22 protein-coding genes and 1 tRNA gene are annotated in these 23,018 nt (G+C 69.7%); 7 read left to right on the top strand and 16 right to left on the bottom strand.

The window, feature by feature from the left end; genetic code table 11:
• Nucleotides 1-4: 4 nt before the first annotated feature.
• On the top strand, nt 5-1,186 hold the full coding sequence (locus tag BGN97_RS17890) for a DUF58 domain-containing protein (protein ID WP_292704601.1): 1,182 nt from the start codon (nt 5-7) through the stop codon (nt 1,184-1,186).
• Complete coding sequence (locus BGN97_RS17885) at nt 1,179-3,377, top strand: DUF3488 and transglutaminase-like domain-containing protein (RefSeq protein ID WP_292704599.1); 2,199 nt, start codon at nt 1,179-1,181, stop codon at nt 3,375-3,377. Before BGN97_RS17890 ends, BGN97_RS17885 begins: the two co-directional genes overlap by 8 nt.
• Here the strand turns inward: BGN97_RS17885 and BGN97_RS17880 are convergent.
• From BGN97_RS17880 to BGN97_RS18555, 3 genes are all read right to left on the bottom strand, one after another.
• On the bottom strand, nt 3,361-4,275 hold the full coding sequence (locus BGN97_RS17880) for a rhodanese-related sulfurtransferase (protein WP_292704597.1): 915 nt from the start codon (nt 4,273-4,275) through the stop codon (nt 3,361-3,363). The genes BGN97_RS17885 and BGN97_RS17880 overlap by 17 nt on opposite strands.
• 259 nt (nt 4,276-4,534) lie before the next feature.
• Nucleotides 4,535-4,622 (bottom strand) — tRNA-Ser (locus BGN97_RS17875).
• 57 nt (nt 4,623-4,679) lie between these two features.
• Nucleotides 4,680-5,924 (bottom strand): GNAT family N-acetyltransferase, encoded by a 1,245-nt coding sequence (locus BGN97_RS18555; RefSeq protein WP_363331459.1) that lies wholly within the window; start codon nt 5,922-5,924, stop codon nt 4,680-4,682.
• A 61-nt stretch (nt 5,925-5,985) separates the two neighbouring features.
• On the opposite strand from BGN97_RS18555, the gene BGN97_RS17860 reads away from it, so the two are divergent.
• Complete coding sequence (locus BGN97_RS17860) at nt 5,986-6,321, top strand: cupin domain-containing protein (protein WP_292704595.1); 336 nt, start codon at nt 5,986-5,988, stop codon at nt 6,319-6,321.
• Between the two features lie 100 nt (nt 6,322-6,421).
• On the opposite strand, the gene BGN97_RS17855 is transcribed toward BGN97_RS17860, so the two are convergent.
• The 6 genes from BGN97_RS17855 to BGN97_RS17830 form a co-directional block, all read right to left on the bottom strand.
• Entirely contained in the window at nt 6,422-7,651 is a 1,230-nt protein-coding gene (locus tag BGN97_RS17855) for a multidrug effflux MFS transporter (RefSeq protein WP_292704617.1), read from the bottom strand.
• A 346-nt stretch (nt 7,652-7,997) separates the two neighbouring features.
• Nucleotides 7,998-9,155 (bottom strand): cystathionine gamma-synthase, encoded by a 1,158-nt coding sequence (locus BGN97_RS17850; RefSeq protein WP_292704593.1) that lies wholly within the window; start codon nt 9,153-9,155, stop codon nt 7,998-8,000.
• A gap of 116 nt (nt 9,156-9,271) precedes the next feature.
• On the bottom strand, nt 9,272-10,666 hold the full coding sequence (locus tag BGN97_RS17845; protein WP_292704591.1) for a cystathionine beta-synthase: 1,395 nt from the start codon (nt 10,664-10,666) through the stop codon (nt 9,272-9,274).
• A 105-nt stretch (nt 10,667-10,771) separates the two neighbouring features.
• On the bottom strand, nt 10,772-11,740 hold the full coding sequence (locus tag BGN97_RS17840) for a carbohydrate ABC transporter permease (protein WP_292704590.1): 969 nt from the start codon (nt 11,738-11,740) through the stop codon (nt 10,772-10,774).
• Nucleotides 11,740-13,086 (bottom strand): sugar ABC transporter permease, encoded by a 1,347-nt coding sequence (locus BGN97_RS17835; RefSeq protein ID WP_292704589.1) that lies wholly within the window; start codon nt 13,084-13,086, stop codon nt 11,740-11,742. The genes BGN97_RS17840 and BGN97_RS17835 overlap by 1 nt, the downstream gene beginning before the upstream one ends.
• Before the next feature lie 90 nt (nt 13,087-13,176).
• Nucleotides 13,177-14,508 (bottom strand): extracellular solute-binding protein, encoded by a 1,332-nt coding sequence (locus BGN97_RS17830; protein ID WP_292704588.1) that lies wholly within the window; start codon nt 14,506-14,508, stop codon nt 13,177-13,179.
• 271 nt (nt 14,509-14,779) lie between these two features.
• On the opposite strand from BGN97_RS17830, the gene BGN97_RS17825 reads away from it, so the two are divergent.
• On the top strand, nt 14,780-15,787 hold the full coding sequence (locus BGN97_RS17825; protein ID WP_292704587.1) for a LacI family DNA-binding transcriptional regulator: 1,008 nt from the start codon (nt 14,780-14,782) through the stop codon (nt 15,785-15,787).
• 84 nt (nt 15,788-15,871) lie between these two features.
• On the opposite strand, the gene rplL is transcribed toward BGN97_RS17825, so the two are convergent.
• Nucleotides 15,872-16,255 (bottom strand): 50S ribosomal protein L7/L12, encoded by a 384-nt coding sequence (gene rplL, locus BGN97_RS17820; protein WP_292704585.1) that lies wholly within the window; start codon nt 16,253-16,255, stop codon nt 15,872-15,874.
• Between the two features lie 47 nt (nt 16,256-16,302).
• Nucleotides 16,303-16,791, bottom strand: coding sequence for a 50S ribosomal protein L10 (gene rplJ / locus BGN97_RS17815; protein WP_292704583.1), 489 nt, complete (start codon nt 16,789-16,791; stop codon nt 16,303-16,305).
• A gap of 298 nt (nt 16,792-17,089) precedes the next feature.
• Here rplJ and BGN97_RS17810 point away from each other — a divergent pair, with 298 nt between their 5' ends.
• Nucleotides 17,090-17,767, top strand: coding sequence for a YqaJ viral recombinase family protein (locus BGN97_RS17810; protein WP_292704581.1), 678 nt, complete (start codon nt 17,090-17,092; stop codon nt 17,765-17,767).
• Between the two features lie 40 nt (nt 17,768-17,807).
• Here BGN97_RS17810 and BGN97_RS17805 read toward each other — a convergent pair whose 3' ends face one another.
• Both BGN97_RS17805 and BGN97_RS17800 read right to left on the bottom strand, forming a co-directional pair.
• Entirely contained in the window at nt 17,808-18,266 is a 459-nt protein-coding gene (locus BGN97_RS17805; protein WP_292704579.1) for a hypothetical protein, read from the bottom strand.
• A 47-nt stretch (nt 18,267-18,313) separates the two neighbouring features.
• Nucleotides 18,314-19,201, bottom strand: a complete 888-nt coding sequence (locus BGN97_RS17800) for a LysR family transcriptional regulator ArgP (protein ID WP_292704577.1) — start codon at nt 19,199-19,201, stop codon at nt 18,314-18,316.
• A gap of 70 nt (nt 19,202-19,271) precedes the next feature.
• Between BGN97_RS17800 and BGN97_RS17795 the strand changes: the two genes are divergently transcribed.
• Complete coding sequence (locus BGN97_RS17795; RefSeq protein WP_292704574.1) at nt 19,272-19,937, top strand: LysE/ArgO family amino acid transporter; 666 nt, start codon at nt 19,272-19,274, stop codon at nt 19,935-19,937.
• Nucleotides 19,938-20,103: 166 nt separating this feature from the next.
• On the opposite strand, the gene rplA is transcribed toward BGN97_RS17795, so the two are convergent.
• From rplA to BGN97_RS17780, 3 genes are all read right to left on the bottom strand, one after another.
• Nucleotides 20,104-20,793: a 50S ribosomal protein L1 gene (rplA, locus tag BGN97_RS17790; protein ID WP_285636875.1), complete on the bottom strand. Its 690-nt coding sequence runs from the start codon at nt 20,791-20,793 to the stop codon at nt 20,104-20,106.
• Between the two features lie 11 nt (nt 20,794-20,804).
• The gene (gene rplK, locus BGN97_RS17785; RefSeq protein ID WP_285636878.1) at nt 20,805-21,236 is read right to left on the bottom strand and encodes a 50S ribosomal protein L11; all 432 of its coding nucleotides are present in this window, start codon (nt 21,234-21,236) and stop codon (nt 20,805-20,807) included.
• A gap of 162 nt (nt 21,237-21,398) precedes the next feature.
• Nucleotides 21,399-22,352, bottom strand: a complete 954-nt coding sequence (locus tag BGN97_RS17780) for a WYL domain-containing protein (RefSeq protein ID WP_292704615.1) — start codon at nt 22,350-22,352, stop codon at nt 21,399-21,401.
• Between the two features lie 126 nt (nt 22,353-22,478).
• Between BGN97_RS17780 and BGN97_RS17775 the strand changes: the two genes are divergently transcribed.
• On the top strand, nt 22,479-22,886 hold the full coding sequence (locus BGN97_RS17775; RefSeq protein WP_292704571.1) for a VOC family protein: 408 nt from the start codon (nt 22,479-22,481) through the stop codon (nt 22,884-22,886).
• Nucleotides 22,887-23,018 lie beyond the last annotated feature (132 nt).

The raw sequence follows: 23,018 nt of genomic DNA, 5'->3' as shown, positions 1-23,018 counted from the left end.
CCCCATGAAGCGCCGTCCGCTGACCGGTCGGGGGTGGGGATGCCTGCTCTCGGGCATCCTGCTGATGATCGCGGCGAACATCGTCTCCGCGCGACCCCTGCTCTACCTCGGCGTGCTGCTCGTGGCGCTGCCGCTGATCTGCCTGATGATCGTGCGCGTGCCGCGGCGACGCGGCGAAGTGCGCCGGCAGATCTCCACCGACCTGCTCGCCGTCGGCGAGACCTCCCGGGTGCAGGTGCGCTTCGATCTGTGGGCCTTCGGCGTCCCCAACGGCATCTGGCGCGACACGCTCCCGACCGCGGTGCGCGGCGAGGCGACCGGCGCCTACCCGCAGGACGCCCTGCGCTACGACCTGGAGGGTGTCCGCCGCGGCATCTCCGTGCTCGGCCCGCTGATGCTGCGCACCACCGACCCGTTCGGCCTCGCCCAGCGCGAGCAGGCCTTCGGCGACACGCGCACGATCACCGTCATCCCGCAGACCGTCGCGCTCGACCCGCTGCCCACCAAGGTGGGCGCGGCCGGAGGCACGGCGCAGACGCGCTCCACGCGGATCGGGCAGGGCGCCGACAACCTCATCCCCCGCCCGTACGCTGCCGGCGACTCGCGTCGCCGCATCCACTGGCGGGCCACCGCACACCGCGGATCCCTGATGGTGCGGCAGGAGGAGGAAGAGGCGAGCCCGGATGCCATGGTCGTGCTCGACCGCGCCGCCGACCGCTGGGACCGACCGGGCGACGAGCCCGATCCGCTGTTCGAGAGCGCGGTCACGCTGTGCGCCTCCGTCGCACTGCGCCTGGCGCAGGACGGCTACAGCGTCGACGTGGTCGACAGCTCCGGCAACGCGCTGGGAGCGCTGCGCGGCCACGAGGAGGACCGCGACGATCTCATGATCGCCCTCGCGATGGTCGCCCCGCGCGGCGAGACCCACGATCTGCGGTCGGTGGTCGGCAGCACTCCCCCCGGCCCGCTCGTGCTGATCACCGGGCGACTGCCCGACGAGGACGCCGAGAAGCTCAGCACCGCCGGAGCGGCCGCCCCGCTGCTGTTCGCGGCGGAGGCCTCCGACGACGCGATGTCCACCGTGCGCGAGCACGGCTGGCGTCCCGCCCCGCTGCCGTCGTCCGCCGTGGACCTCGCCGACACCTGGGCATCCGTCCTCCCCTTCCAGGCGGTGCCGCATGTCTGACCGGGCCCGCGAGCGCGACTCCGAGCGCCGACCGGTCAGCCCGGCCGGCGCGGGCGCGCTGACGGCGCTGGCCGCCTTCGTCTCGGTGTGGTCGTACACCGGCGCCGTGCTCCCGGGACTGTGGACGTTCGTGCTCGGGTCACTGATCGTCGTGATCGTGCTCACCGGCGTCCTCGGGCGTCTCGCGACCGCACGCATGCGCCCCGGCATCCGCGCCGTCGTCGTTCTGGTCGCGCAGATCATCGCGGCGGTCGTGGCGCTCACCGCCATGCTCGCCGGCGAGACCGCCCTCATGGGTCTCATCCCCACCGACCAGTCGGTGCGCCTGATCGGGCTGCGGCTGCAGCAGAGCGTCGACGAGATCATGAACGGCGTCGCCCCCATCGCGGCATCCATGCCGATGGCGACCCTGCTGGGCCTGGCCTTCGCGGTGGTCGTGATCCTGCTCGACCAGCTGGTCGCGCACCGGCAGGTGATGCTGGCCGTGCTGTTCACCTCGGTGGTCGGCGTCATGCCGATGCTGATCTCCTTCGGCTCCGTGAACATCGCCTGGTTCCTGATGCAGGCCATCGTCACCCTGCTGCTGCTGCGGTTCGGCGCCAGCCACGACCGGCGCGCCCCGCAGGGCGTCTCCTACTCGGTGGCCACCTCGGCGGGCGTCGTCGCGGTGGTGCTGGCGCTCGTGCTCGCGCCGGTCCTGCCGGTGGCATCCGCTCTTCCCGGCACCGGACCGATGCTGACGGTCAACGCCGACCTGCGGCTCGGCGAGGATCTGCGCCGCCCGGAGGGAATCGAGGCGCTGACCCTGGTGACCTCAGCCGCGCTGCCGCCGTACCTGCGCATGGCGACGCTGTCCCGTTTCGACGGCGACGTGTGGCGGCCGGACAGCGGCGACCGGGTGCCGCTGGGCGACGGATTCGGCGAGCGCGACTGGGCGGACCCGATCAAGACCGTCGACACCACCGTGTCCATCCGGGTGACCGGCGTCTCCAGCGACCGTCTGCCCGTGCCGTACGCCCCGCAGCGGGTGACCGACGTCGGCAGCGGCTGGTCGGCGATGCCCGGGAACCGCACCGTCGTCAGCCGCACGCAGGACGCCGCCGGCGCCGACTACACCGTGCAGGTCGCGACCGCCGCGCCCACGCTGGAGCAGATCCGCGCATCCGCGGCGACCGGCCCCATGGCCGACCTCCCCGCGGACCTCCCGCCGATCATCTCGCAGCTCGCCCATCAGGTCACCGCGGACGCCGACACCGACTACGACAGGCTGATCGCCCTGCAGGACTGGTTCCGCACCGACTTCACCTACTCGCTCGAGGCGCCCGTGACCGAGGGCTTCGACGGCACGGGAGCGGATGCCGTGGCGACCTTCCTCGAGAAGCGCACGGGCTACTGCATCCACTTCGCCGGCGCCTTCGCCCTGATGGCCTCGTCGCTCGGCATGCCGGTGCGCATCGTGGTCGGCTACCTGCCGGGCACGACGACCGATGAGAAGCGCGGCAAGGACATCGTCTACTCGGTCTCGAGCGACCAGCTGCACTCCTGGCCGGAGGTGCACTTCGAGGGCATCGGCTGGGTGCCCTTCGAGCCCACCGCGACGCTCGGGGTGCCCACCGACTTCCAGTCCGACTCGGCGGGTGGCGACAGCGGCGAAGGACCTGATGCGCCGCAGCCGAGCGCCGGTCCCTCCTCCGGCGCCACCCCCACCCCGACCGGCGGCCCGGCCGAGGAGCGGGACCCGGGTTCGTCGGGGGCGGTCCCGCTGCAGAGGCTGGATCCGACCCCGGTGACGCTGACCGTGTTCGGCATCCTGATCGTGCTGCTGCTGCCGATGCTGGTGCGCGAGCTGCGCCGCGCCGCACGCGTGAGGCGGGCGCGGGGCGGGGATGCGATGGCCGCGTGGCGGGAGCTGAGCGACACGCTCGTGGATCTGGGGCTCGCCGCGCCCGAGGCGCAGACCGCGCGCGTGCGCGCCGACGTGCTCGCCATGACCCGCGGGGTGGACCCCGCGGCCCTCGCGCCGCTGGTGCGGGCGGTCGAGCACATCAGCTACGCGCAGTCGAGGCCGGATGCCGGGAACCTGGCGAACCCGCTGAAGATCGTGCTCGCACAGCTGGCCGTGAGCGTCGACTCGCGTCAGCGCGTGCTGGCCAGGCTGCTGCCCGCGTCGCTGTTCACGCGGGGGCGCTGAGCGGAGCTGCGGCTGCGTGCTCCGCGCAGGGCACGGCACCGCAGTCCGCGCAGACCACGAACTGCCGACGGCACGACGCGTCCGGGCAGTTCGCCGTGCGACTGGTGGATGCCCCGCACCCGACGCATTCGCCGATGACGGCGGTGTGGTCGGAGAAGTCGACCGAGCCGCGCTTGTCGAACACGTACAGCGAGCCCTCCCACAGCCCGTCGTCGCCGTAGGCCTCGCCGTAGCGGACGATGCCGCCCTCGAGCTGGTACACCTCTCCGAAGCCGCGCGACACCATCAGGCTGGACAGCACCTCGCAGCGGATTCCGCCGGTGCAGTAGGTGACGACCGGCTTGCCCTTCAGGTCGTCGTACTCCCCGCAGTCCAGCAGGCGCACGAAGTCGCGGGTGGTCTCGGTGTCGGGCACGATCGCGTTCCGGAACCGGCCGATCTCCGCCTCGAGCGCATTGCGCCCGTCGAAGAAGACCACCTCGTCGCCGCGCTCGTCCATCAGCTCGTGCAGCTGCGCCGGGGTGAGCCGCTCGCCGCCGCCGACCACGCCGTGCTCGTCGACCCGCAGCTCGCCGGGAGCGCCGAACGAGACGATCTCGTCCCGCACCTTCACGCTGAGCTTCGGGAAGTCGACGCTGAAGCCGTCGGCGTCGATCCCCGTGCCCTCGCTCCACTTGATGTCGGCGTCCTTGAACGCCGCGTGGTCGCGGAACCGGCGCACCCACTTCTTCAGCGCGGGAAGATCACCGCCGAGAGTGCCGTTGATGCCGTCCTTCGAGATGATGATGCGGCCGCGCAGGCGCAGCGCCTCACCGAGGTCGCGCTGCCACAGCCGGATGGCATCCGGGTCGGCGAGCGGCGCGAACGCGTAGAACAGCACGATCTTGGGGGTGGGCACCAGGAGATTCTACGTGCGGCCTCACGGAGACGACTGAAGGCCCCCGCTCAGCGGAGGCCTTCAGTCGGTTTGGCGGTGACGGCGGGATTCGAGTCCCTCGCGGCCACTCCACCCGCCGCCTCGTCACGCGGATCGGCTTGCGTCGAGCATGTCGGGCGGCGCGCGGAGCCTCCGGCCGCGTGGGGCCCTGGGCCCGAAGTGCCAACCGTGGTCGCAGAAGTGAAGAAGACCCCCGCTGGCGCGGAGGTCTTCTTCATTCTGGCGGTGACGGCGGGATTCGAACCCGCGGTTGCTTGCACAACACACGCTTTCCAAGCGTGCTCCTTCGGCCGCTCGGACACGTCACCAGGAAACAACCTGTCCATCCTATCCGATGGCGGGACTGCTGATGAACACGCGCCGGCTCAGGCGAAGCGGATGCCGTAGTACGTGGCGTCGGGTGTGGTCTCGAGCAGCGTCATGCCCAGCCGCTCGTAGAACGCACCGGCGGCCGCATTCGCGGGGTTCATCCCCAGGTGCAGGCCTGCCACGCCACGACGGCGCAGCTCGTCGAAGAGCGTCTCGATCAGCCGGCGTCCCAGCCCCTGCCCCTGCGTCTCGGGCAGCAGGTCGATGTGCAGGTGAGCGGGATACTCCGCAGCATGCGCGGCAAGTCCGGGGGCTCGCCTGGTCGCGAACCCGATCATGGCATCCTGTCTGGTCGGCTCGCTCTCGCCCGACAGCGGATACCGGTCCGCGACGCCCGGCCACCATTCGTCGCGGAACCACGTCTCGAACGCCTCGGTGTCGTCTGTGCTCACGACGTACCCGATCGTGCGCCCGTCGGCGGACTCCACCACCCAGGCCAGATCCGGATGCCGCTCCACGTAGGGCACCGCGAAGATGTCGCCCCAGAGCCGGTCGTCCCGGAAGAGCCCGGTCGCGTCGCGACCGACATCCGCGGTCTTCACGCACACCTCGTACATCGCCTCGCGATCGGAGGGACGGTAGGGGCGGATGCTCGACACGGGCGACTCCTTGGGATCGGGCGTTCCAGTACCCGTCCAGCCTAGCGACGCCCAGGCTCCGGCCGCCGCGGCGACCAGCAGCGGCGCCGCGACGCCGACCAGCGCCCCGCCGACGGTGTCGGTGAGCCAGTGCACGCTGAGGACGGTCCGCGACAGCGCCATGGCCGTCGTCCAGACGATGCCGGCCGCTGCCGTCCAGCGCCGCGGCCAGACGAGGTACAGCAGCACCGCGAGCGTGGCGGCGTTCGTCGTATGCCCGGAGGGGAATGATCCGGGGTCCGAGACGACCAGCATGTCCTCCGGCCGCGCACGGTCGAACAGCGCCTTCATCAGCTGAGCGAGTCCCACGCTCACCAGCAGCGCGGCGGCCGCGAGCACCGCGACCCGCCAGCGCCGCAGCAGCAGGAGGATCCCGATCAGCACCAGTGGCACGGCGAGGCCCGCCCGCCATCCCCCGCCGACGTAGTTCAGCACGTACGACAGCGCCAGCATCCACGGCTGTCTGACCTCGACCATCAGGTCGTGCCAGCCCTGGTCGAGACCGTTCACCGCGCCACCGGGCAGCACCACGACGGTCCAGCCGAGCACGGCGGCGATCGCCAGGATGCTGCCCGCCGCGATCAGCATCCTGCCCCTGGTCATCGTCCCATTCTGCCTGCCCGGCACGATCCACCCGGCACGACGCGGGGGATATCCTCTGGCTATGGGCATCGCGACCTCGCACCACCTTCTTGCCGCCTCCGCCGCCGACCTCGTCGCCGCGCACGCGGTCGAGGAGGGGAGGGTGCGCCCGCACCGCACCATGGACGGCGACGGATTCAGGATCCGCACTCTGGCGATGGATGCCGGATCGATGCTGCGCGAGCACAAGGCGCCCGTGCCGATCCTCGTCACTGTGGTGTCCGGCCGGGTGCTGTTCCGAGTGGACGGTGTCGAGTACGACCTCACCGCGGGCGGCGCGATCCAGGTCGCGGCATCCGAACCGCACGAGCTGGAGGCCGTCGAGGCGTCGCACGTGCTGCTCGCACTGATGGGCTGAGCGCGCTTCGACCCTTCGACGGTCTCAGGGACCCATGGTTAGGCCGCTGCTGAAGAGGTTGTGGGTCGCTGAGCCTGTCGAAGCGCCCGCATCGCCCGCGTCAGGGCGCGAGCATGGCGACCGTGCGCGGGCGCACGATCAGCCACAGCGACAGGATCGCCACCACCGCGCAACCGACCATCACGATCGCCATGGTGGTCGCGGTGATGCCGGACCCGGCCGAGATCAGCCCGACGGCGGGCGAGATGATCGCGGCGACGCCGTTGTTGCTCGCGCCCAGCACGGATGCCGCTGTGCCGGCGGCCTTGCCGTGCCGGTCGAGCGCGAGCACCTGCACGCACGGGAACGTGAATCCGCAGGCCGTCATGAACAGCCACAGCGGGATGACGGTGCCCCAGAACCCGGCGCCCACCTGGTCGCACACGATGATCGTGGCGCCCGCGATCAGCAGCAGAGCCGTCGAGAACGCCATCACCCACTGCGGCCCGAACCGTGCCGCCAGCCGCGCGGACACCTGCACGCCGCCGACCACGCCGAGCGAGTTCGCCGCGAAGAGCAGCCCGTACGCCTGGGGGTTCAGCCCGTGCGTCTGCTGGAACAGGAACGGCGAGGCCGACAGGTACGAGAACAGGCCGGAGAACGTCATGCCGCCGATGATCAGCACGCCCACGAACACCCGATCGGAGAACACGCTGCGGTAGCGCTGCAGCACGGTGCTGGAGCCGCGCTCCTGCCGGCGCGCCTTCGGCAGCGTCTCGGGCAGCAGCAGGATCGCTGCGAGCAGCATCACGGCGCCGTAGCCGGCCAGGACCACGAAGATGCCCCGCCACGGCATGATCGTCAGCAGCCCCGAGCCGATGATCGGCGCGACCACGGGGGCGACGCCCGACACCAGCGACAGACGCGAGAGCATCACGACCAGTCGCCGCCCGCCGAACAGGTCACGGACGATCGCCATGGCCACCACGCCGCCGGCGGCCGCTCCGATGCCCATCACCACGCGCGCCGCACCCAGCAGGATCAGATCCGGCGCGATCGCGGCGGCGATGCTGGCGAGCACGTGCAGTGCTGTCACCACGACCAGCGGCACGCGGCGCCCGACCTTGTCGCTGAGCGGCCCGACGATCAGCTGCCCGATCGCGAAGCCGATCATGGTTCCGGTGAGCGTCAGCTGGATCATCGCCGCCGACGTGGAGAAGTCCGCCTCCAGCTGCGGGAACGCCGGCAGGTACAGGTCGATCGTGAACGGCCCGAGCGCCGTGAGCGCCCCGAGCAGCAGGATGTAGAGCACCCGGCGTCCGGTGGAGATCGCGTCGCCCGGGTGCAGCATGATCGGCGCGGTCGCCGGGTTCGCCCCGAGGGTGCGGATCGCACCGGTCGGCGTGGAGGTGCGGATGGTTCCGGTGATGGCCCGGATGCTGCCGGTGGGAGTGCGGTCGTCGCTCACGGGGAACTTTCCAGGGAGGAGCGGATGCTGCGCTCGAATCGTTTCGACGCAGGGGAAGTCCTCCATGTTACTCGCCCCGCCGCGCACTGCCCTCGCGAGAAACCACATCCGTCGCGAGAAACCACATCCGTCACGAGAAACCACGTATGCGCGCATTTCTCATGCGAGAAATGGTTTCTCGTCGCGGGCGGCGCCCCGGGCGAGCGGGGACGGCGGGCGGATGCCAGGTTCAGCGGGCGGCGACGCGCGCCAGGCCCTCCTCCAGGTCGGCGATGAGGTCCGCGACGTCCTCGATTCCGACGGACAGCCGCACCACGTTCTCGGGGACGGCGAGCGCGGTGCCGCGCACCGAGGCGTGCGTCATCTCCGGCGGGTAGCCGATCAGCGACTCCACGCCGCCGAGCGACTCCGCGAGCTGGAACAGCGTGGTCGACTCGGCGAACGCGCGCGCGGCTGCCGCTCCTCCGGAAAGACCGAGGGACAGCATCCCGCCGAAGCCGCTCATCTGGCGTGCGGCGATCTCGTGGCCGGGGTGCGAGGCGAGGCCGGGGTGGTAGACCTCGGAGAACTCCGGCCGCGCCGCCGCCCACTCGGCGATCGCCTGGGCGTTCTCGCTGTGCTGACGCACCCGCACGGCGAGCGTCTTGATGCCGCGCGTCGTGAGCCAGGCGTCCAGGGGCGCGGACACCGCACCCACGGCGAACTGCTGGAAGCGCACCGCCTCCTCGAACCGGTCGTCGGCCAGCACCACCGCGCCGCCGAGCACGTCGGAGTGCCCGCCGAGGTACTTGGTGGTCGAGTGGACCACGATGTCGGCTCCGAGCGCGAGCGGCTGCTGCAGCGCCGGCGAGGCGAACGTGTTGTCGACGACCAGCACCGCACCGGCGGCGTGCGCGATCTCCGCGACCACGGCGATGTCGACGATCTTCAGCAGCGGGTTGCTGGGGGTCTCCAGCCACACGATCCTCGTCTCAGGCCGGAGCGCCGCGCGGATGGCATCCGCGTCCTGCAGCTCCACCGTGGTGGTCTCGATGCCCCAGAGCGCCAGCACCTTCGTGAGCAGGCGGTAGGTGCCGCCGTACACGTCGTTGCCGAGCAGCACGTGGTCACCAGGGCGCAGGATGCCGCGCAGCAGCGCATCCTCGGCTGCGAGCCCCGACGAGAACGACAGCGCCGAGGCGCCGCCCTCCAGAGCCGCGAGCTGCGTCTCGAGCGAGGAGCGCGTGGGGTTTCCCGCACGGTTGTACTCGTAGCCCTCCCGGAAGCCGCCGATGCCGTCCTGCACGTGCGTGGACGCCTGGTAGATCGGCGGGATGATCGCGCCGGTCGTCGGGTCGGGCTCCTGACCCGCGTGGATGGCTCGCGTGGCGAAGGCGCGGTCGGTCATGACTCTCCTCAGGTCGTGTGGGGCGGTGTGCTCACGGTACGCCCGCGGACCCGGGCATCCGCCGTCCTGTTACGTCGTGAGACGACCCTTCGACAAGCTCAGGGACCCAGGTGACCTCAGCGGGACAGGTATGCGAGCAGATCCTGACGGGTGAGGACCGTGTGCGGGCGCCCGTCGACCGTGACGAGCAGGGCGTCGGCGTCGGCGAGCGCGCTGCGCGCCTGCGCGACCGGGGTGTGGATGCCGACGAGCGGCAACCGCTCCCCCACGTGCATGCCGACCGGGTCGGCGGGCTGCGCCTCGCCGCGGAACAGCAGGTCGAGCAGCCCCTTCTCATCCACTGCGCCGACGACCTCGCCCATCATCACGGGAGGCTCGGCGCTGAGGACCAGCAGCTGCGAGACGTCGTACTCGGTCATGGTTCCGATGGCCTCGAGCACGGTCTCGTCGGGATGCGTGTGCACCAGGGCGGGGATCGCCCGGTGGGTCTCCTGCTTGAGCTTGATCACGACGTCGCGCGCGGCCAGCACGTCCGCGACGGTCTCCTCCGCCTCCACCTCGCTGAAGCCGTAGGAGCGCATCCACGAATCGTTGAAGATCTTGCCCAGGTATCCGCGCCCGCCGTCCGGCAGCAGCACCACCATCACGGCATCCGCGGGCAGATCGCGTGCGACCCGCAGCGCGCCGACCACTGCCATCCCGCTGGATCCGCCGACGAGGATGCCCTCCTCGCGGGCGAGCCGGCGCGTCATGGCGAACGCCTCGGCATCCGTGACGGCGACGATCTCGTTCGGCACCTGCGGGTCGTAGGCCCCGGGCCAGATGTCCTCCCCCACGCCCTCGACGAGATACGGCCGGCCGGTCCCACCCGAGTACACGCTGCCCTCGGGGTCGACGCCGATCACGCGCACACGGTCGTCCGAGACCTCGCGCAGGTACCGGCCGGTGCCGCTGATCGTGCCGCCGGTGCCGACGCCGGCGACGAAGTGGGTGATCTCGCCGTCGGTGTCGCGCCAGATCTCGGGCCCCGTGGTCTCGTAGTGGCTGCGCGGCCCGTTGGGGTTCTCGTACTGGTTGGGCTTGAACGCGCCGGGGATCTCACGGGCCAGCCGATCGCTGACGCTGTAGTACGACTCGGGGCTGTCGGCGGGGACCGAGGTCGGCGTCACGACGACCTCGGCGCCGTAGGCGCGCAGCACGTCGATCTTGTCGGCACCCACCTTGTCGGGCACCACGAACACGCAGCGGTAGCCGCGCTGCTGCGCCACCAGCGCCAGCCCGACGCCGGTGTTGCCGCTGGTGGGCTCGACGATCGTGCCGCCCGGCTTCAGATCGCCGGCGGCCTCGGCCGCGTCGATGATGCGACTGGCGATCCGGTCCTTGGCGGAGCCGCCGGGGTTCAGGTACTCGAGCTTGACCAGGACGGTGCAGGCGATGCCGGAGGTCACCCGGTTGAGCCTGACCAGGGGCGTGTCGCCGACCAGGTCGACGATGTTCTCGGCATAGCGCATGCGCTCCACCGTAGATGCACGGAAGCCGGATGCCGCATGTGTTTCAGCCTGCGCGGGCTCTGTTTCCCGCGCAGGCCGCATTGCGGCATCCGGCTTCCGCCCGGCTCAGCCCTTGGTCGCGCCGGCCAGCAGGCCGCGCACGAAGAAGCGCTGCAGCGCGAAGAACACGATCAGCGGCACCACGATCGCGATCAGCGTGCCCGCCGACTGCAGGAACCAGCGGTTGCCCCAGGTGCCCGACAGCGAGTTCAGCGCCTGGGTGATCGGCAGCGCGCCCGGCGAGGCGAAGATCGTCGCGACCAGCAGGTCGTTCCACACCCACAGGAACTGGAAGATGCCGAACGAGGCGATGGCCGGCATCGCGAGCGGCAGGATGATCCGGAAGAACACCTGGCCGTGGCCGGCACCGTCCACTCGCGCCGCCTCGACGATGTCGCCCGGGATCTCCGCGATGAAGTTGTGCAGCATGAACGTCGCCAGCGGCAGGGCGAAGATCGCGTGCGCGATCCACACCCGGGCGAAGCTGTAGTCCAGGTCGTTCAGCGTGAAGCCGGGGAAGACCGCCACATCGCCGATCGTCAGCCCGTTGGAGAACAGGCTCAGCAGCGGCACCAGGGCCATCTGCAGCGGCACGATCTGCAGCGCGAACACGAACACGAACAGCAGGTTGCGGCCCTTGAAGTCGATCCACGCGAACGCGTAGGCGGCAAGCGACGCGATCACGATCGGGAACACCGTGGCGGGGATCGTGATCGCGAGCGAGTTCACGAACGCCGTCGCCAGCGTGGTCGACGTGCCACCCGCGTTGAGCGCCTGCGCGTAGTTGTCCAGGGTGAACTTCGGATCGGTGAAGACCGTCCACCAACCGGTCGACTGCGTGTCGGCACCGGGGCGGAAGGAGGTCACGAACAGGCCGAACGTGGGGATCGTCCAGAAGAAGGCGATGATCACGGCCGCGATCGTCGCGCCCTTCGAGGTGAGCTTCTTGTGGGCGATGGCCTCGTTGCGGCGGGTGTCGCGGGCGACCTGGCGCTTGCTGCGGGTGTCGCGGACGATGGCTTCGGTGGCGCTCATCAGCGGATCTCCCTCTGCTTGGCCATGGATCGGGCGTTGTAGATGATCAGCGGCAGCACGAAGATGAACAGCACCACGGCCAGCGCCGAGGAGTGCCCGTAGCTCTGGAACCGCTGCTGCTGGTTGACCATCTCGAAGCCGAGCACGGTGGTGTCGTCGCGTCCGCCCGTCATCACCGCGACGATGTCGTACACCTTCAGCGACATGATCGTGATGGTCGTCAGCACGACGATCAGCGAGGAGCGGATGCCGGGGACCGTGACGTTCGTGAACCGCTGCCACGCGTTCGTGCCGTCGAGCTCGGCTGCCTCGAGCTGCTCGGTGGGCACGGCCTTGATCGCGGCGGAGAGGATCACCATCGCGAACCCGGTCTGGGTCCAGATGAAGACGATCAGCAGCATGATCGTGTTGAGCAGCGGCTTGACCGCCAGCCAGTTCACGGGGTCGCCGCCGAACATCGTGACGATGGCGTTCAGCAGGCCGAGCTGGTCGCCCTGCCGGTAGTCGTACATGAACTTCCAGATGATGCCGGCGCCCACGAACGAGATCGCGACCGGCATGAACACCAGCACCTTGAGCACCTTCTCGCCGCGGGCGCGGTCGATGAAGACCGCGTAGGCCAGGCCGAACGCGACCGAGATGGTCGGGGCCAGCAGCGCCCAGATGAGCGTGTTGATGACGGACCAGGTCCCGACCGGGTTCGTGAACACCCAGACATAGTTCTCGAAGCCGACGAACTCCTTGCCCGTCTTGTCGAAGAAGGATTTGAAGAAGGTCGCCACGGCCGGGTAGATCAGGCCCATCAGCAGCATGATCGCCGCCGGTGCCATGAAGAGGATCAGCTGGAACAGGTAGCCGGCGCCCTGCCGCGACCGGTAGTCGGCGAAGAACAGCAGCGCTCCGGAGAGCAGCGCGATCCCCACGACGTAGAGCACGGCGTTCGAGTACGGCCGCAGCAGCATGAACGCGAGCACCGGGATCACCAGGCACGCGACGAGCCGCATGATGAAGTAGCCCTTGCCGGGGCGCGGGGCGTACTCGATCAGCACCAGCACGATCGCCACGACGAGGCCGAAGGCGAGCAGCACGACCGGGATCTGCACCAGCGGATGCAGGCCGCCCAGCCACATGAAGAACGTGTTCAGCGAGACCGGGCCCAGCGCGATGCGGGCGGCGTCCTCCACGGGGGCGGAGAAGAGCAGCAGGAAGAACAGTGCGACGATCAGCGCGAAACCGACCACCACGAGGGTGCGGGTGAGCGCGCGTCCCCTCCGGTCGGTGCCGTGCGTGGTCCGGGGCAGTTCGCCCGTACCCTGATCCTCATCTTCGACGATCACTTGCGACATGGATTCCCCTTCTGTGAGGCGGGTGCGGGGCGGGCGTCTCCGCCCTACCCCGCACCCGTCAGCAGGTTGCGCTCAGACTAGCGCGACCGATCAGTTGTTGTAACCGGCCTGGATGTCGTTGAGCACCTGGTCGGTCGACTTGCCGTCGATCCAGTCGACCATGCCCTTCCAGAACGAACCGGAGCCGACGGTCGCCGGCATCAGGTCGGACGCGTCGAAGCGGAACGTCGTCTTGTCGTCCTGCATGATCTTCATGGCATCCTGCAGGAACTCGCTCGAGGCCAGGCTCGGGTCGGCGTTCTTGTTCGCGGAGATCACACCGCCGAGCTTGACGCGGGCGTCCGCGAACTCGGGGGACGCCATGAACTCGAGCACCTTGACGGTGGACTTGTCCGCGTTGAAGCCGGCGACGAACTCGCCACCGCCCTCGACGCTGAGCTCGCCCTCCTTGGTGCCGGGCATGATGAACGCGTAGACATCACCGTCGGGGGCGACCTTCGGGGTCTCGCCCGCGGCGTTCTTCACGTCGAGGAAGTTCGCCGACAGGAACGACGCCTGGTGCGTGAGCGCGCAGCTGCCGTCCGCGACCTTGGCAGCGACGTCGCCGAACGCGGTCGAGTTGATGCTCTTCACGTCGCCGAAGCCGGCGTTCACGTAGTCCGGGTTCTTCAGGATGGAGCCGACCGCCTCGAGCGCGTCCTTGATCTCCGGGTCGGTGAACTTCACGTCACCGGCGACCCACTTGTCGTAGACGTCGGGGCCCGCCTGGCGGAGGACGAGGTCCTCGACCCAGTCGGTGCCGGGCCAGCCGGAGGCGTCACCCGAGGCGAAGCCCGCGCACCAGGGCGCCGTGCCGGTCTTGGACCGGATGGTGTCGGTGAGCTTGATCATGTCGTCCCAGGTCTTGGGGACCTCGACGCCCCACTCCTTGAACTTCGCCGGCGAGTACCAGATGTAGCCCTTGAGGTTGGCGAGCATCGGCGCGGAGTAGAACGTGCCGTCGATCGTGCCGTAGTTCTTCCAGTCCTTCGACCAGTTCTCGTCGACCGCCTTCGACACCCCCTCCGGGGCCTTCTGCACCTTGCCGGTCTCGACGAGGGACTTCAGCAGACCCGGCTGCGGGACGATCGCGATGTCAGGCGCGTCGCCACCGGTGACCTTGGTGACGATGTTGCCCTCGAAGCTCTTGTCACCGGTGTACTCGACCTTGATCCCGGTGTCCTTGGTGAACTGCGCGAACGTCTTGTTGAGGTCGTCGGCCTCGGAGCCGGTGATGCCGCCGGAGATGCGGACCGTGGTCTTGCCCTCCGAGCCGCCGTTCCCGCCGCCCGGCGTCGCCTCCGCGCATCCGGACAGTGCGATCGCAGCCGCACCGACCAGAGCGAGGGGAGCAAGTAGGCGGTATCGCTGTGACAGAGCCATGTGTTTTCTCCTCATTCGGGTGGATCCCGGCCCTCAGGCTGCGATCTCCGCAACCTTTGAGGAACCGATTCCAGGACAACCTACTTGCCCTGAGCGCCCTTGCACAACGCCACGCACAGAGATCTTCACAACCGTTGTGGAGACGTGATGCGTTACGTGGGAGCGCTCCCATAGCCTATCGTGTGGAACCGGTTCCTTTCGACGCGGCATCCGGATACGCTGTCGTGAGCCCACCCCGGACGCCCAACCGGGCATCCGATTCGGAGGACCGATGAGCACGATCGCCGATGTCGCCGCACGCGCCGGCGTCTCCAAGGCGACCGCGAGCCGCGCGCTGAGCGGGGGCGGCTACGTGTCGCAGGAGACCCGCGCGCGCGTGCAGGCCGCAGCATCCGAGCTCGCGTACGTCGCGCACTCCTCGGCGACCAGCCTGGCGACCGGACGCTCGCTCTCCGTCGGCGTGATCATGCCCGCGCTGGACCGCTGGTTCTTCGCCGAGCTGCTCGCGGGCATCCAGGAGGGCCTGCTCGCCTCCGGCCAGGACCTCGTGCTCTACGGCATCCAGGAGGGCACGGCCGAGCGCGCTCGGCTCTTCGAGGAGGTGCTCCCCCGGCGCCGGCTGGACGGCATCATCGCGGTGGGCATCCAGCCCAGCGCCCACGAGCTGGAACGCCTGATCCAGGTGGAGTCGCCCCTGGTCAGCGTCGGCGCCTACAGCGCGGACACCAGCGCCGTCTCGATCGACGACGCCGCCGCCGCGCGGATCGCCACCGAGCATCTGATCGACCTCGGCCACCGCGACATCGCCTTCCTCGGCGGCAGGGCGGATGCCGCGACCCATGCCTTCGGCGACGAGCAGCGCCGGTCGGGCTACCGCGAGGCCATGACCGCCGCAGGTCTCGCAGAGTTCATCCGGCACGCCGACGGCGAGCCGACCATGCCGGGCGGATACGAGGCGGGCGTTCGGATCCTCGGCGACAGGCAGAACCGGCCGACCGCTCTCGTGGCCGTCTGCGACGAGGCCGCGATCGGCGGTGTGATCGGCGCGCGAAGGCTCGGCCTGTCGGTCCCGGCCGAGCTGAGCATCGTCGGCATCGACGACCACGAGCACGCCGAGATGTTCGCCCTCACCACCGTGCGGCAGCAGCCGCGGGTGCAGGGGCGCGCCGCGGTCGACCTGCTGCGCCAGCGCATGGAGGCACCGGATGCTGTCCCCGAGCGGCGCGTGCTCCCCTCCGAGCTCGTGGTGCGCGCATCGACTGCCGCGCCGCGGACATAGCGGAGGGCCCCGGGACGAATCCCGAGGCCCTCCGAGCGCTGTGAAGCGCGGGACGATGCGCTTCGCGCTTCGCCCCAGACAGAATTACTTGAGGGTGACCGTGGCGCCGGCGGCCTCCAGGGCCTCCTTCGCCTTGTCAGCGGTCTCCTTGTTGGCGCCCTCGAGGACGGCCTTCGGCGCGCCGTCGACGACAGCCTTGGCCTCGCCGAGGCCCAGCGAGGTGAGCTCGCGGACCGTCTTGATGACCTGGATCTTCTTGTCGCCGGCAGCCTCGAGGATGACGTCGAACGAGTCCTTCTCCTCCTCGGCCTCGGCCACACCAGCGCCACCAGCAGCGCCGGCGACGGCGACGGGGGCAGCAGCGGTGACGTCGAACTTCTCCTCGAACGCCTTCACGAACTCGCTGAGCTCGACAAGGGTCAGACCAGCGAACTGCTCAAGCAGCTCCTCGGTGGAAAGCTTCGCCATGATGTATCTCCTAATAAATGGGGTTTGGGTGAAAGAACGCAGGTCGCTTACGCGGCCTCGGCGGTCTCCAGCTTTTCGCGAAGAGCGTCGATGGTGGCGGCAGCCTTGCCCATCGTCGCCTTCATCATGCCCGCTGCCTTCGCCAGCAGAACCTCACGGCTCTCGAGCGAGGCGTACTTGTTGACCTCGTCGGCGCTGAGGGTCTTGCCCTCGAAGACGCCGCCCTTGATCACGAGAAGCGGGTTGGCCTTGGCGAAGTCACGCATGGCCTTGGCAGTGGCGACGAAGTCACCGTGCACGAACGCCACGGCCGACGGACCCTTGAGGTCGTCGTCCAGCGTCGTGATCCCCGCGTTGTTGGCGGCGATCTTGGTCAGCGTGTTCTTCACCACGGCGTATTCCGCGTCCTGACGGATGTCGTTGCGCAGCTGCTTGAGCTGGGCAACCGTCAGACCGCGGTACTCGGTCAGCAGGACGGCGTTCGAGTTCTCGAAGTTCTTCGTGAGCTCGGCAACCGTTGCATCCTTCTGCGCCATGGTCACTCCTTACGTGTACGGATGCCGCGCGGCTGCGTGGCATCGACCTCGACCACCCCGCCTGAAAAGCAGAAACGCCCCGGCGCAAGCGCACGGAGCGTGAAACCCTCAGTGTCACCTGCGCGGGCCCCTGCTGAGCAGTGCTTCGATCCCCGTGCTCGCGCACGACGATGACCGGCGGTCTTCGGTTGACTCCAGCTTACGGCATCCGCCCCTCTCCCCCAAATCCAGTGCTCCCACCGTCAAGAGCACGGCGTGGGCGGTCGGGAGGGTGGGAGGCGAGGCGTAGGGTCGTAGGGTGACACCGGAACTCGAAGCGCGCATCATCGCGGACTCCCGCGATCGGGTCGCCTGGCTTCGGGCACGGGCGCGCGGGATCACCGCGACCGACGTCGCGGGTCTCTCCGGAGAGGCATCCATCATCCGTGCGGCGGATGCCAAGCTCGGGCACGGTCCGCGCTTCGGCGGGAACGCCTACACCGATCACGGCCGGCGCCGCGAGCCGGAGATCGCCGCCTGGGTCGCCGCGACCCACGGCATCCTGCCCTCCTCCGCCCTGTTCCGCGCCGAGGTCGAGCAGCGCCACCTCGCCACACCCGACGGCGTCTGCGTCGACGGGGAGGGCCGCGTGCTGCTCGCCGAGATCAAGACCACCAACAAGTCCTGGGCCACCATCCCGCGCACCTATCTGCGCCAGGTGTGGTGGCAGCAGTACGTGCTCGGGGCCGAGCGGACGCTGTTCGTCTGGGAGGAGCACGTCGACTTCCAGCCGATCCACGACGAGCCCAAGAGCGTGTGGATCGAACGCGACGACAAGGAGATCGGCCGCCTCGTGGGGCTGGCCAACCGCCTGATCGACGAGCTCTACCACCGCACGACTGGCCAGACCCCTCCTGCACGCGGCCCCATCGCGCCCAACCGCCGCGATGCCCTGCGCGAGCGCGACATGTTCCGCGCACTCGCCCTGTCCGACTGAGGCCACTCGGACCGGATCCGCGCGTCGCCGCGCCGGTCGCTCATGCGGCGGAGCGCTCGCGCTCCTTCGCCCTGCGTCGCACGCGCAGATCCCCGAGGAGCATCGGGATCCAGGCCACGGCGCACACGGCGGCGACGATCAGGGCGATCGTGGTCACGACCATCGGCGCCGTCACCGAGCCCTCCGGCGAGAAGCCGGCTTCGACGGCGTCGAGCACACCCAACCGGAAGAACCAGGCGGGCAGGGCGATCGTGATGGCCGGCCCGATCAGGCCCACCGCGTACCCGCTGAGCAGCACCGCGCCGACCGTTCCCAGCAGTGCCACCGGCATCGCGAACGACCGCGGATCATTCGTCGCGCAGCTCCCGCCGCCGCAGTCCCAGTCCATCTGGTCGGCGGTGTACGCGAACGTGTACGCCGCCCAGGTCGCGACGGCCACGAGGACGATGGCTCCCACCGCCGCGAGCACCTTGCGGTTTCCTCCCACGAACGGCTTCACACGATCCATCCTATGAACGGCCGGAGGCTTCGACGAACCGGCGGGCATCAGAGCGGTGCGAGCACGCGGCGCGCCTCCGCCGCCACCTCCGAGGCGATCGCGTCGAGCAGCGGCGAGCGCAGGTTCCACTGCTGCCAGTACAGCGGCACCCGGATGAGCGGATCGCCGAGGGATACCAGCGCGTCCGAGACGTGCGGCGCGGGGATGAGGCCCCACCCCAGTCCCAGGCGCACCGCCTCGGAGAAGTCGTGGGAGGCCGGCACGTAGTGCCGCGGCACCGACCAGGGGTCCACTCCCCTGGCCCTCAGCCAGCCCTGCTGCAGCGCGTCGCGCCGGTCGAAGTCCACGAACGGGGCGTGCTGCAGCGCCTCGGGCGTCACACCGTCGGGGAACCAGCGAGCCACGTAGTCGGCCGTCGCCATCGCGCGGTACTCCAGCACGCCCAGGGGCGTGACGGCGCTGCCGCCGACGGGCTCGGCCTCACTGGTGACCGCCGCCATCACCTCACCCGACTCCAGCATCCGCGCGGTGTAGTCCTGGTCGTCGCGGTGCAGGTCGACGTCGATCGGATGCTGTCGCGCGACGCGCGCGAGCGGTGCGAGGAACCACGACGCCATCGAGTCGGCGTTCACCGCGAGCGGCACGCGCACGCGCGTCGCCCTGGCGGCATCCGCGTCGCCGAGCCCGAACGCGGCGACCGTGTCGTGCTCGAGCAGCTCGACCTGCCTGGCCAGGCGCACGAGCGCCTCGCCGGCCTCGGTCGCGCGCACCGGACGGGAGCGCACCAGCACGGCACGACCGATCTGCACCTCCAGCGCCTTGATCCGCTGGCTCACGGCGGACTGCGTGATGTGCAGCCGCCGGGCAGCCGCTTCGAAGCTGCCCTCGTCCACGACCGCGGCCACTGTGGCCGCGAGCTGGGCATCGATCCTCATATCAGTCATGCTAATGGTGGAGCAGTTCTCTTCGCTGGTGCTGATAGCCGCTCGGACCTAACGTGGAGTCGTGCTCACCCTGCTCTCCGGCCTCGGCCTCATGTTCTCGCTCATCATCGCCGTCGGCGCGCAGAACGTGTTCGTGCTGCGCCAGGGGCTGCGTCGCGAGCACGTGCTGCCCGTGGTGCTGATCTGCGCGGCATCCGATGCGCTCCTGGTGCTCGCCGGAACCGCCGGCCTGGGCTATCTGATCGGCCAGCTCCCCTGGCTGCTCGTCGCCGCGCGATGGCTGGGCGGCATCTCCCTGGTCGTCTACGGGATCTACGCCGCGCGCCGCGCCTGGGGCTCGAGTGGCGAGTCGCTCGTCGCAGACGCCTCACCCTCCGCGGACGCCGAGAGCGGATCACGCGCGGAGGGCACGGCCACGGCCACGCGATCGCGCCTGGCGACGGTGGTCATCGCGACGCTGGCCTTCACCTATCTGAACCCCAACGTCTACCTCGACACCGTGTTGCTGATCGGGTCGATCGCCGCGACGCACGGGGATCAGCGCTGGCTGTTCGCCGCCGGCGCGATCCTGGCGAGCATCACCTGGTTCTTCGCGCTCGGCTTCGGCGCCCGGCACCTGGGGCGCTGGCTCCGCACCCCGCGCGCCTGGCGCATCCTCGACACCGGCATCGCCGTGCTGCTGGTGGTCATGGGCGTGCTGCTGGTGCTCCCCGTGTTCATCGGCTGACCGGCGGCGGGTCAGCTCCCCCTTCGCGGGTCCCGAACGGCGGCCTCCGCTCGGATGAGGCGACCATGTGGGCCTCGCGGACGGCATCCGGCACGCAGAAGACCCCCGTCCGGAGAACCGGGCGGGGGCCTTCGCGTCGACGGGCTCTGCAGCCCGCCGGGGTCACTCAGATGGCGTTGACGTCCAGCGGGATGCCGGGGCCGAACGTGGTCGACACGGCGCCCTTCTGGATGTAACGGCCCTTCGAGCTCGACGGCTTCAGACGCACGATCTCCTCGAGAGCGGCCTTGACGTTCTCGTCGAGCTGCTCAGCGGTGAAGGAGGCCTTGCCCACGATGAAGTGCACGTTGGCGTGCTTGTCGACGCGGAACTCGATCTTGCCGCCCTTGATCTCCTCCACGGCCTTGGCCGGGTTGGGGGTCACGGTGCCGGTCTTCGGGTTCGGCATCAGGCCGCGGGGACCGAGCACCTTACCCAGACGACCGACCTGGCCCATGAGCTCGGGGGTCGACACGGCTGCGTCGAAGTCGGTCCAGCCAGCGGCGACCTTCTCGATCAGCTCGCTGCCGCCGACCTCGTCTGCGCCGGCGGCGATGGCGGCCTCAGCAGCCGGGCCGTTGGCGAACACGATGACGCGGGCGGTCTTGCCGGTGCCGTGCGGGAGCATGACGGTGCCGCGCACCATCTGGTCGGCCTTGCGCGGGTCGACGGAGAGCTTCAGCGCGACCTCGACGGTCGAGTCGAACTTCGCCGAACCGGTCTCCTTCGCGAGAGCCACGGCCTCGGTCGGAGTGTAGAAACGGTCTGCCTCGATCTTCGCGAGGGCAGCCTGGTATGCCTTGGACTTGGTAGCCATTGTTATCTCCCTCAGCCCTCGACCGTGATGCCCATGGAGCGGGCGGTTCCGGCGATGATCTTCGACGCGGCGTCGATGTCGTTCGCGTTCAGGTCGGCCTGCTTCTGCTCGGCGATCGCGCGGACCTGGTCCATCGTGATCTTCGCGACCTTGACGGTGTGCGGGGTCGCGGAGCCCTTGGGAACGCCTGCGGCCTTCTTGATCAGCTCGGCTGCCGGCGGGGTCTTCAGGATGAACGTGAAGCTGCGGTCCTCGTAGACGGTGATCTCCACGGGGATGACGTTGCCGCGCTGCGACTCGGTCGCGGCGTTGTACGCCTTGCAGAACTCCATGATGTTGACGCCATGCTGACCGAGCGCGGGGCCGATCGGCGGCGCCGGGTTGGCTGCACCGGCGTTGATCTGAAGCTTGATCAGGCCGGTCACCTTCTTCTTCGGTGCCATTCTCTTTCCTTTCATCGAGCGGATGCCGGGGCATCCCTCTCCCGCAGATCCGGCATCTCCGGACCGCGGTTCCGTCTGCGCGACCCTTCGACAGGCTCAGGGACCCATGTCGAGGCGGCGCACAAACCACACAAGTCTACCGGATAGGAGCGGATGCTGCGCTCACGCGTACCGCTCGACGATCCTCTCCCCGAGACGGCGCAGCTCGTCGCGCACCTCGGGCGGCCCGAGCACCTCCGCGACGCTCGTCCAGCCCGCGAGCTGCTCGGCGAGCGCGTCGATGCGATGAGCGCTGACCTCGACGGACGTGCGCCCCTCGGCATCCGGCTCCTCGTCCAGGATCCGCGCCTGCGCGCCGAATCGATCGGTCAGCGCTCGCACCGCCCACGGCTGCACGCGCAGGGTCGCGCGCACCGACCCCCGCAGATCCTCGACGCGCTCGACCATGCGCGCCCACTCGCCCGCGAGGTCGAAGCCGTCCGGCGCGGCGCCGGGGACGGCGAGAGCGGATGCCGACAGCACGCGGTCCACTCGGTAGGTGCGCAGTCGCTCGGCATCCGCCGTCCCGGCCTCGGTGGCCGCGGGAGCGGCCAGCAGATACCAGCGCGCGCCGCGGCTGCCGACGACGAGCGGAACCAGCTCGCGGGCCACGACGCCCTGCGAGCCGTCGTACTCGACGCGCACCTGCCGCCGCGCGGCGATGGCCCGCTGCAGCGTGGTCACGGTCTCGGAGACGGATGCCGGCTGCACCTCGCCCCAGGGGACGTCGCGCACCGTGGCATCAGCCACCCGCTGGGCGCCCTCCCGGAACGGCGCAGGCATGGCGCGCACGAGCTTGCGGACCGCGGCGACCCGCTCGGGTTCCGCGCCCAGGCTCTGCGTCAGGCCGATGAGCAGCGAGGTGACCTCGCCCTCCGTGAGGCCGGTCAGATCGGTGCGGGCGCCGCCGATCAGCCGCCACCCGCCGCCTCTGCCGCGAGTGGGGTAGATCGGCACGCCCGACATCGCAAGCGCCTCGAGATCGCGCCGTGCGGTCGGCACCGAGACCTCCAGCTCGCGCGCCAGCTCGGCAGCGGTGACCTGGGGTCGCCCCTGCAGCAGGAGAAGGGCCTGGATGAGGCGGTCGGCGCGGATGCGGAAGCTCGATTCGGAGGATTCTTCAGAAAGGCTTTTCAGTGATCAGAAGATGATCACTTCACGCTCGAGCATAGAAGAACAAGCACCTCAGCAGAAGGAGAAATCATGTTCCGTGGACTCGCCAACCTCAACCTCGTCGCCGTCGACATGGATGCAGCCGTCGAGTGGTACTCGACCGTGTTCGAGTCGGCCCCCTACTTCGTCCGGCCCGAGCCCGCCGCAGGGCAGGGACCCGCGCAGTACGCAGAGTGGCGCTTCGGCGATGACGAGGATGAGTTCGCCCTGATGGACGCGCGCTTCCGTCCCGCGCTCCCCCAGCCGGGCGGCGCTCTGGTCAGCATGCACGTCGACGACATCCAGGCGTCGTTCGACCGCCTGATCGGCCTCGGCGCCGTCGCATTCGACCCGGTGACCCAGCGCGGAGAGGGCTGGTGGTCGGCATCCGTCAGCGACCCGTTCGGCAACCTGATCGGCCTGATCCAGAGCCCGCACTGGGCAGCGCAGCACGCCTGAAGACTCTCGCCGGACATGAAGGAACGGCCGCCCCCGAAGGGACGGCCGTTCTTTCACGCGTGAAGCTTGGTCTGGGTTTCGGCTCGCTTCGCTCGCTCAACCTTGTGACGGCCTCGCATCAACTTCGCTTCG

Origin of the sequence: Microbacterium sp. 69-10 (genome assembly GCF_001897945.1) — a bacterium.
Classification (GTDB): Bacteria; Actinomycetota; Actinomycetes; order Actinomycetales; family Microbacteriaceae; genus Microbacterium.
This window is presented reverse-complemented; position numbering and strand designations above follow the sequence as displayed.

What these genes read in the sequence shown, in the direction of transcription:
- BGN97_RS17890 (WP_292704601.1), top strand. Translation starts at nt 5, where the DNA reads ATGAAGCGCCGTCCGCTGACCGGTCGGGGGTGGGGATGCCTGCTCTCG.
- BGN97_RS17885 (WP_292704599.1), top strand. Translation starts at nt 1,179, where the DNA reads ATGTCTGACCGGGCCCGCGAGCGCGACTCCGAGCGCCGACCGGTCAGC.
- BGN97_RS18555 (WP_363331459.1), bottom strand. Translation starts at nt 5,924, where the DNA reads ATGACCAGGGGCAGGATGCTGATCGCGGCGGGCAGCATCCTGGCGATC.
- BGN97_RS17860 (WP_292704595.1), top strand. Translation starts at nt 5,986, where the DNA reads ATGGGCATCGCGACCTCGCACCACCTTCTTGCCGCCTCCGCCGCCGAC.
- BGN97_RS17855 (WP_292704617.1), bottom strand. Translation starts at nt 7,651, where the DNA reads ATGCTGCACCCGGGCGACGCGATCTCCACCGGACGCCGGGTGCTCTAC.
- BGN97_RS17850 (WP_292704593.1), bottom strand. Translation starts at nt 9,155, where the DNA reads ATGACCGACCGCGCCTTCGCCACGCGAGCCATCCACGCGGGTCAGGAG.
- BGN97_RS17845 (WP_292704591.1), bottom strand. Translation starts at nt 10,666, where the DNA reads ATGCGCTATGCCGAGAACATCGTCGACCTGGTCGGCGACACGCCCCTG.
- BGN97_RS17840 (WP_292704590.1), bottom strand. Translation starts at nt 11,740, where the DNA reads ATGAGCGCCACCGAAGCCATCGTCCGCGACACCCGCAGCAAGCGCCAG.
- BGN97_RS17835 (WP_292704589.1), bottom strand. Translation starts at nt 13,086, where the DNA reads ATGTCGCAAGTGATCGTCGAAGATGAGGATCAGGGTACGGGCGAACTG.
- BGN97_RS17830 (WP_292704588.1), bottom strand. Translation starts at nt 14,508, where the DNA reads ATGGCTCTGTCACAGCGATACCGCCTACTTGCTCCCCTCGCTCTGGTC.
- BGN97_RS17825 (WP_292704587.1), top strand. Translation starts at nt 14,780, where the DNA reads ATGAGCACGATCGCCGATGTCGCCGCACGCGCCGGCGTCTCCAAGGCG.
- rplL (WP_292704585.1), bottom strand. Translation starts at nt 16,255, where the DNA reads ATGGCGAAGCTTTCCACCGAGGAGCTGCTTGAGCAGTTCGCTGGTCTG.
- rplJ (WP_292704583.1), bottom strand. Translation starts at nt 16,791, where the DNA reads ATGGCGCAGAAGGATGCAACGGTTGCCGAGCTCACGAAGAACTTCGAG.
- BGN97_RS17800 (WP_292704577.1), bottom strand. Translation starts at nt 19,201, where the DNA reads ATGAGGATCGATGCCCAGCTCGCGGCCACAGTGGCCGCGGTCGTGGAC.
- rplA (WP_285636875.1), bottom strand. Translation starts at nt 20,793, where the DNA reads ATGGCTACCAAGTCCAAGGCATACCAGGCTGCCCTCGCGAAGATCGAG.
- rplK (WP_285636878.1), bottom strand. Translation starts at nt 21,236, where the DNA reads ATGGCACCGAAGAAGAAGGTGACCGGCCTGATCAAGCTTCAGATCAAC.
- BGN97_RS17775 (WP_292704571.1), top strand. Translation starts at nt 22,479, where the DNA reads ATGTTCCGTGGACTCGCCAACCTCAACCTCGTCGCCGTCGACATGGAT.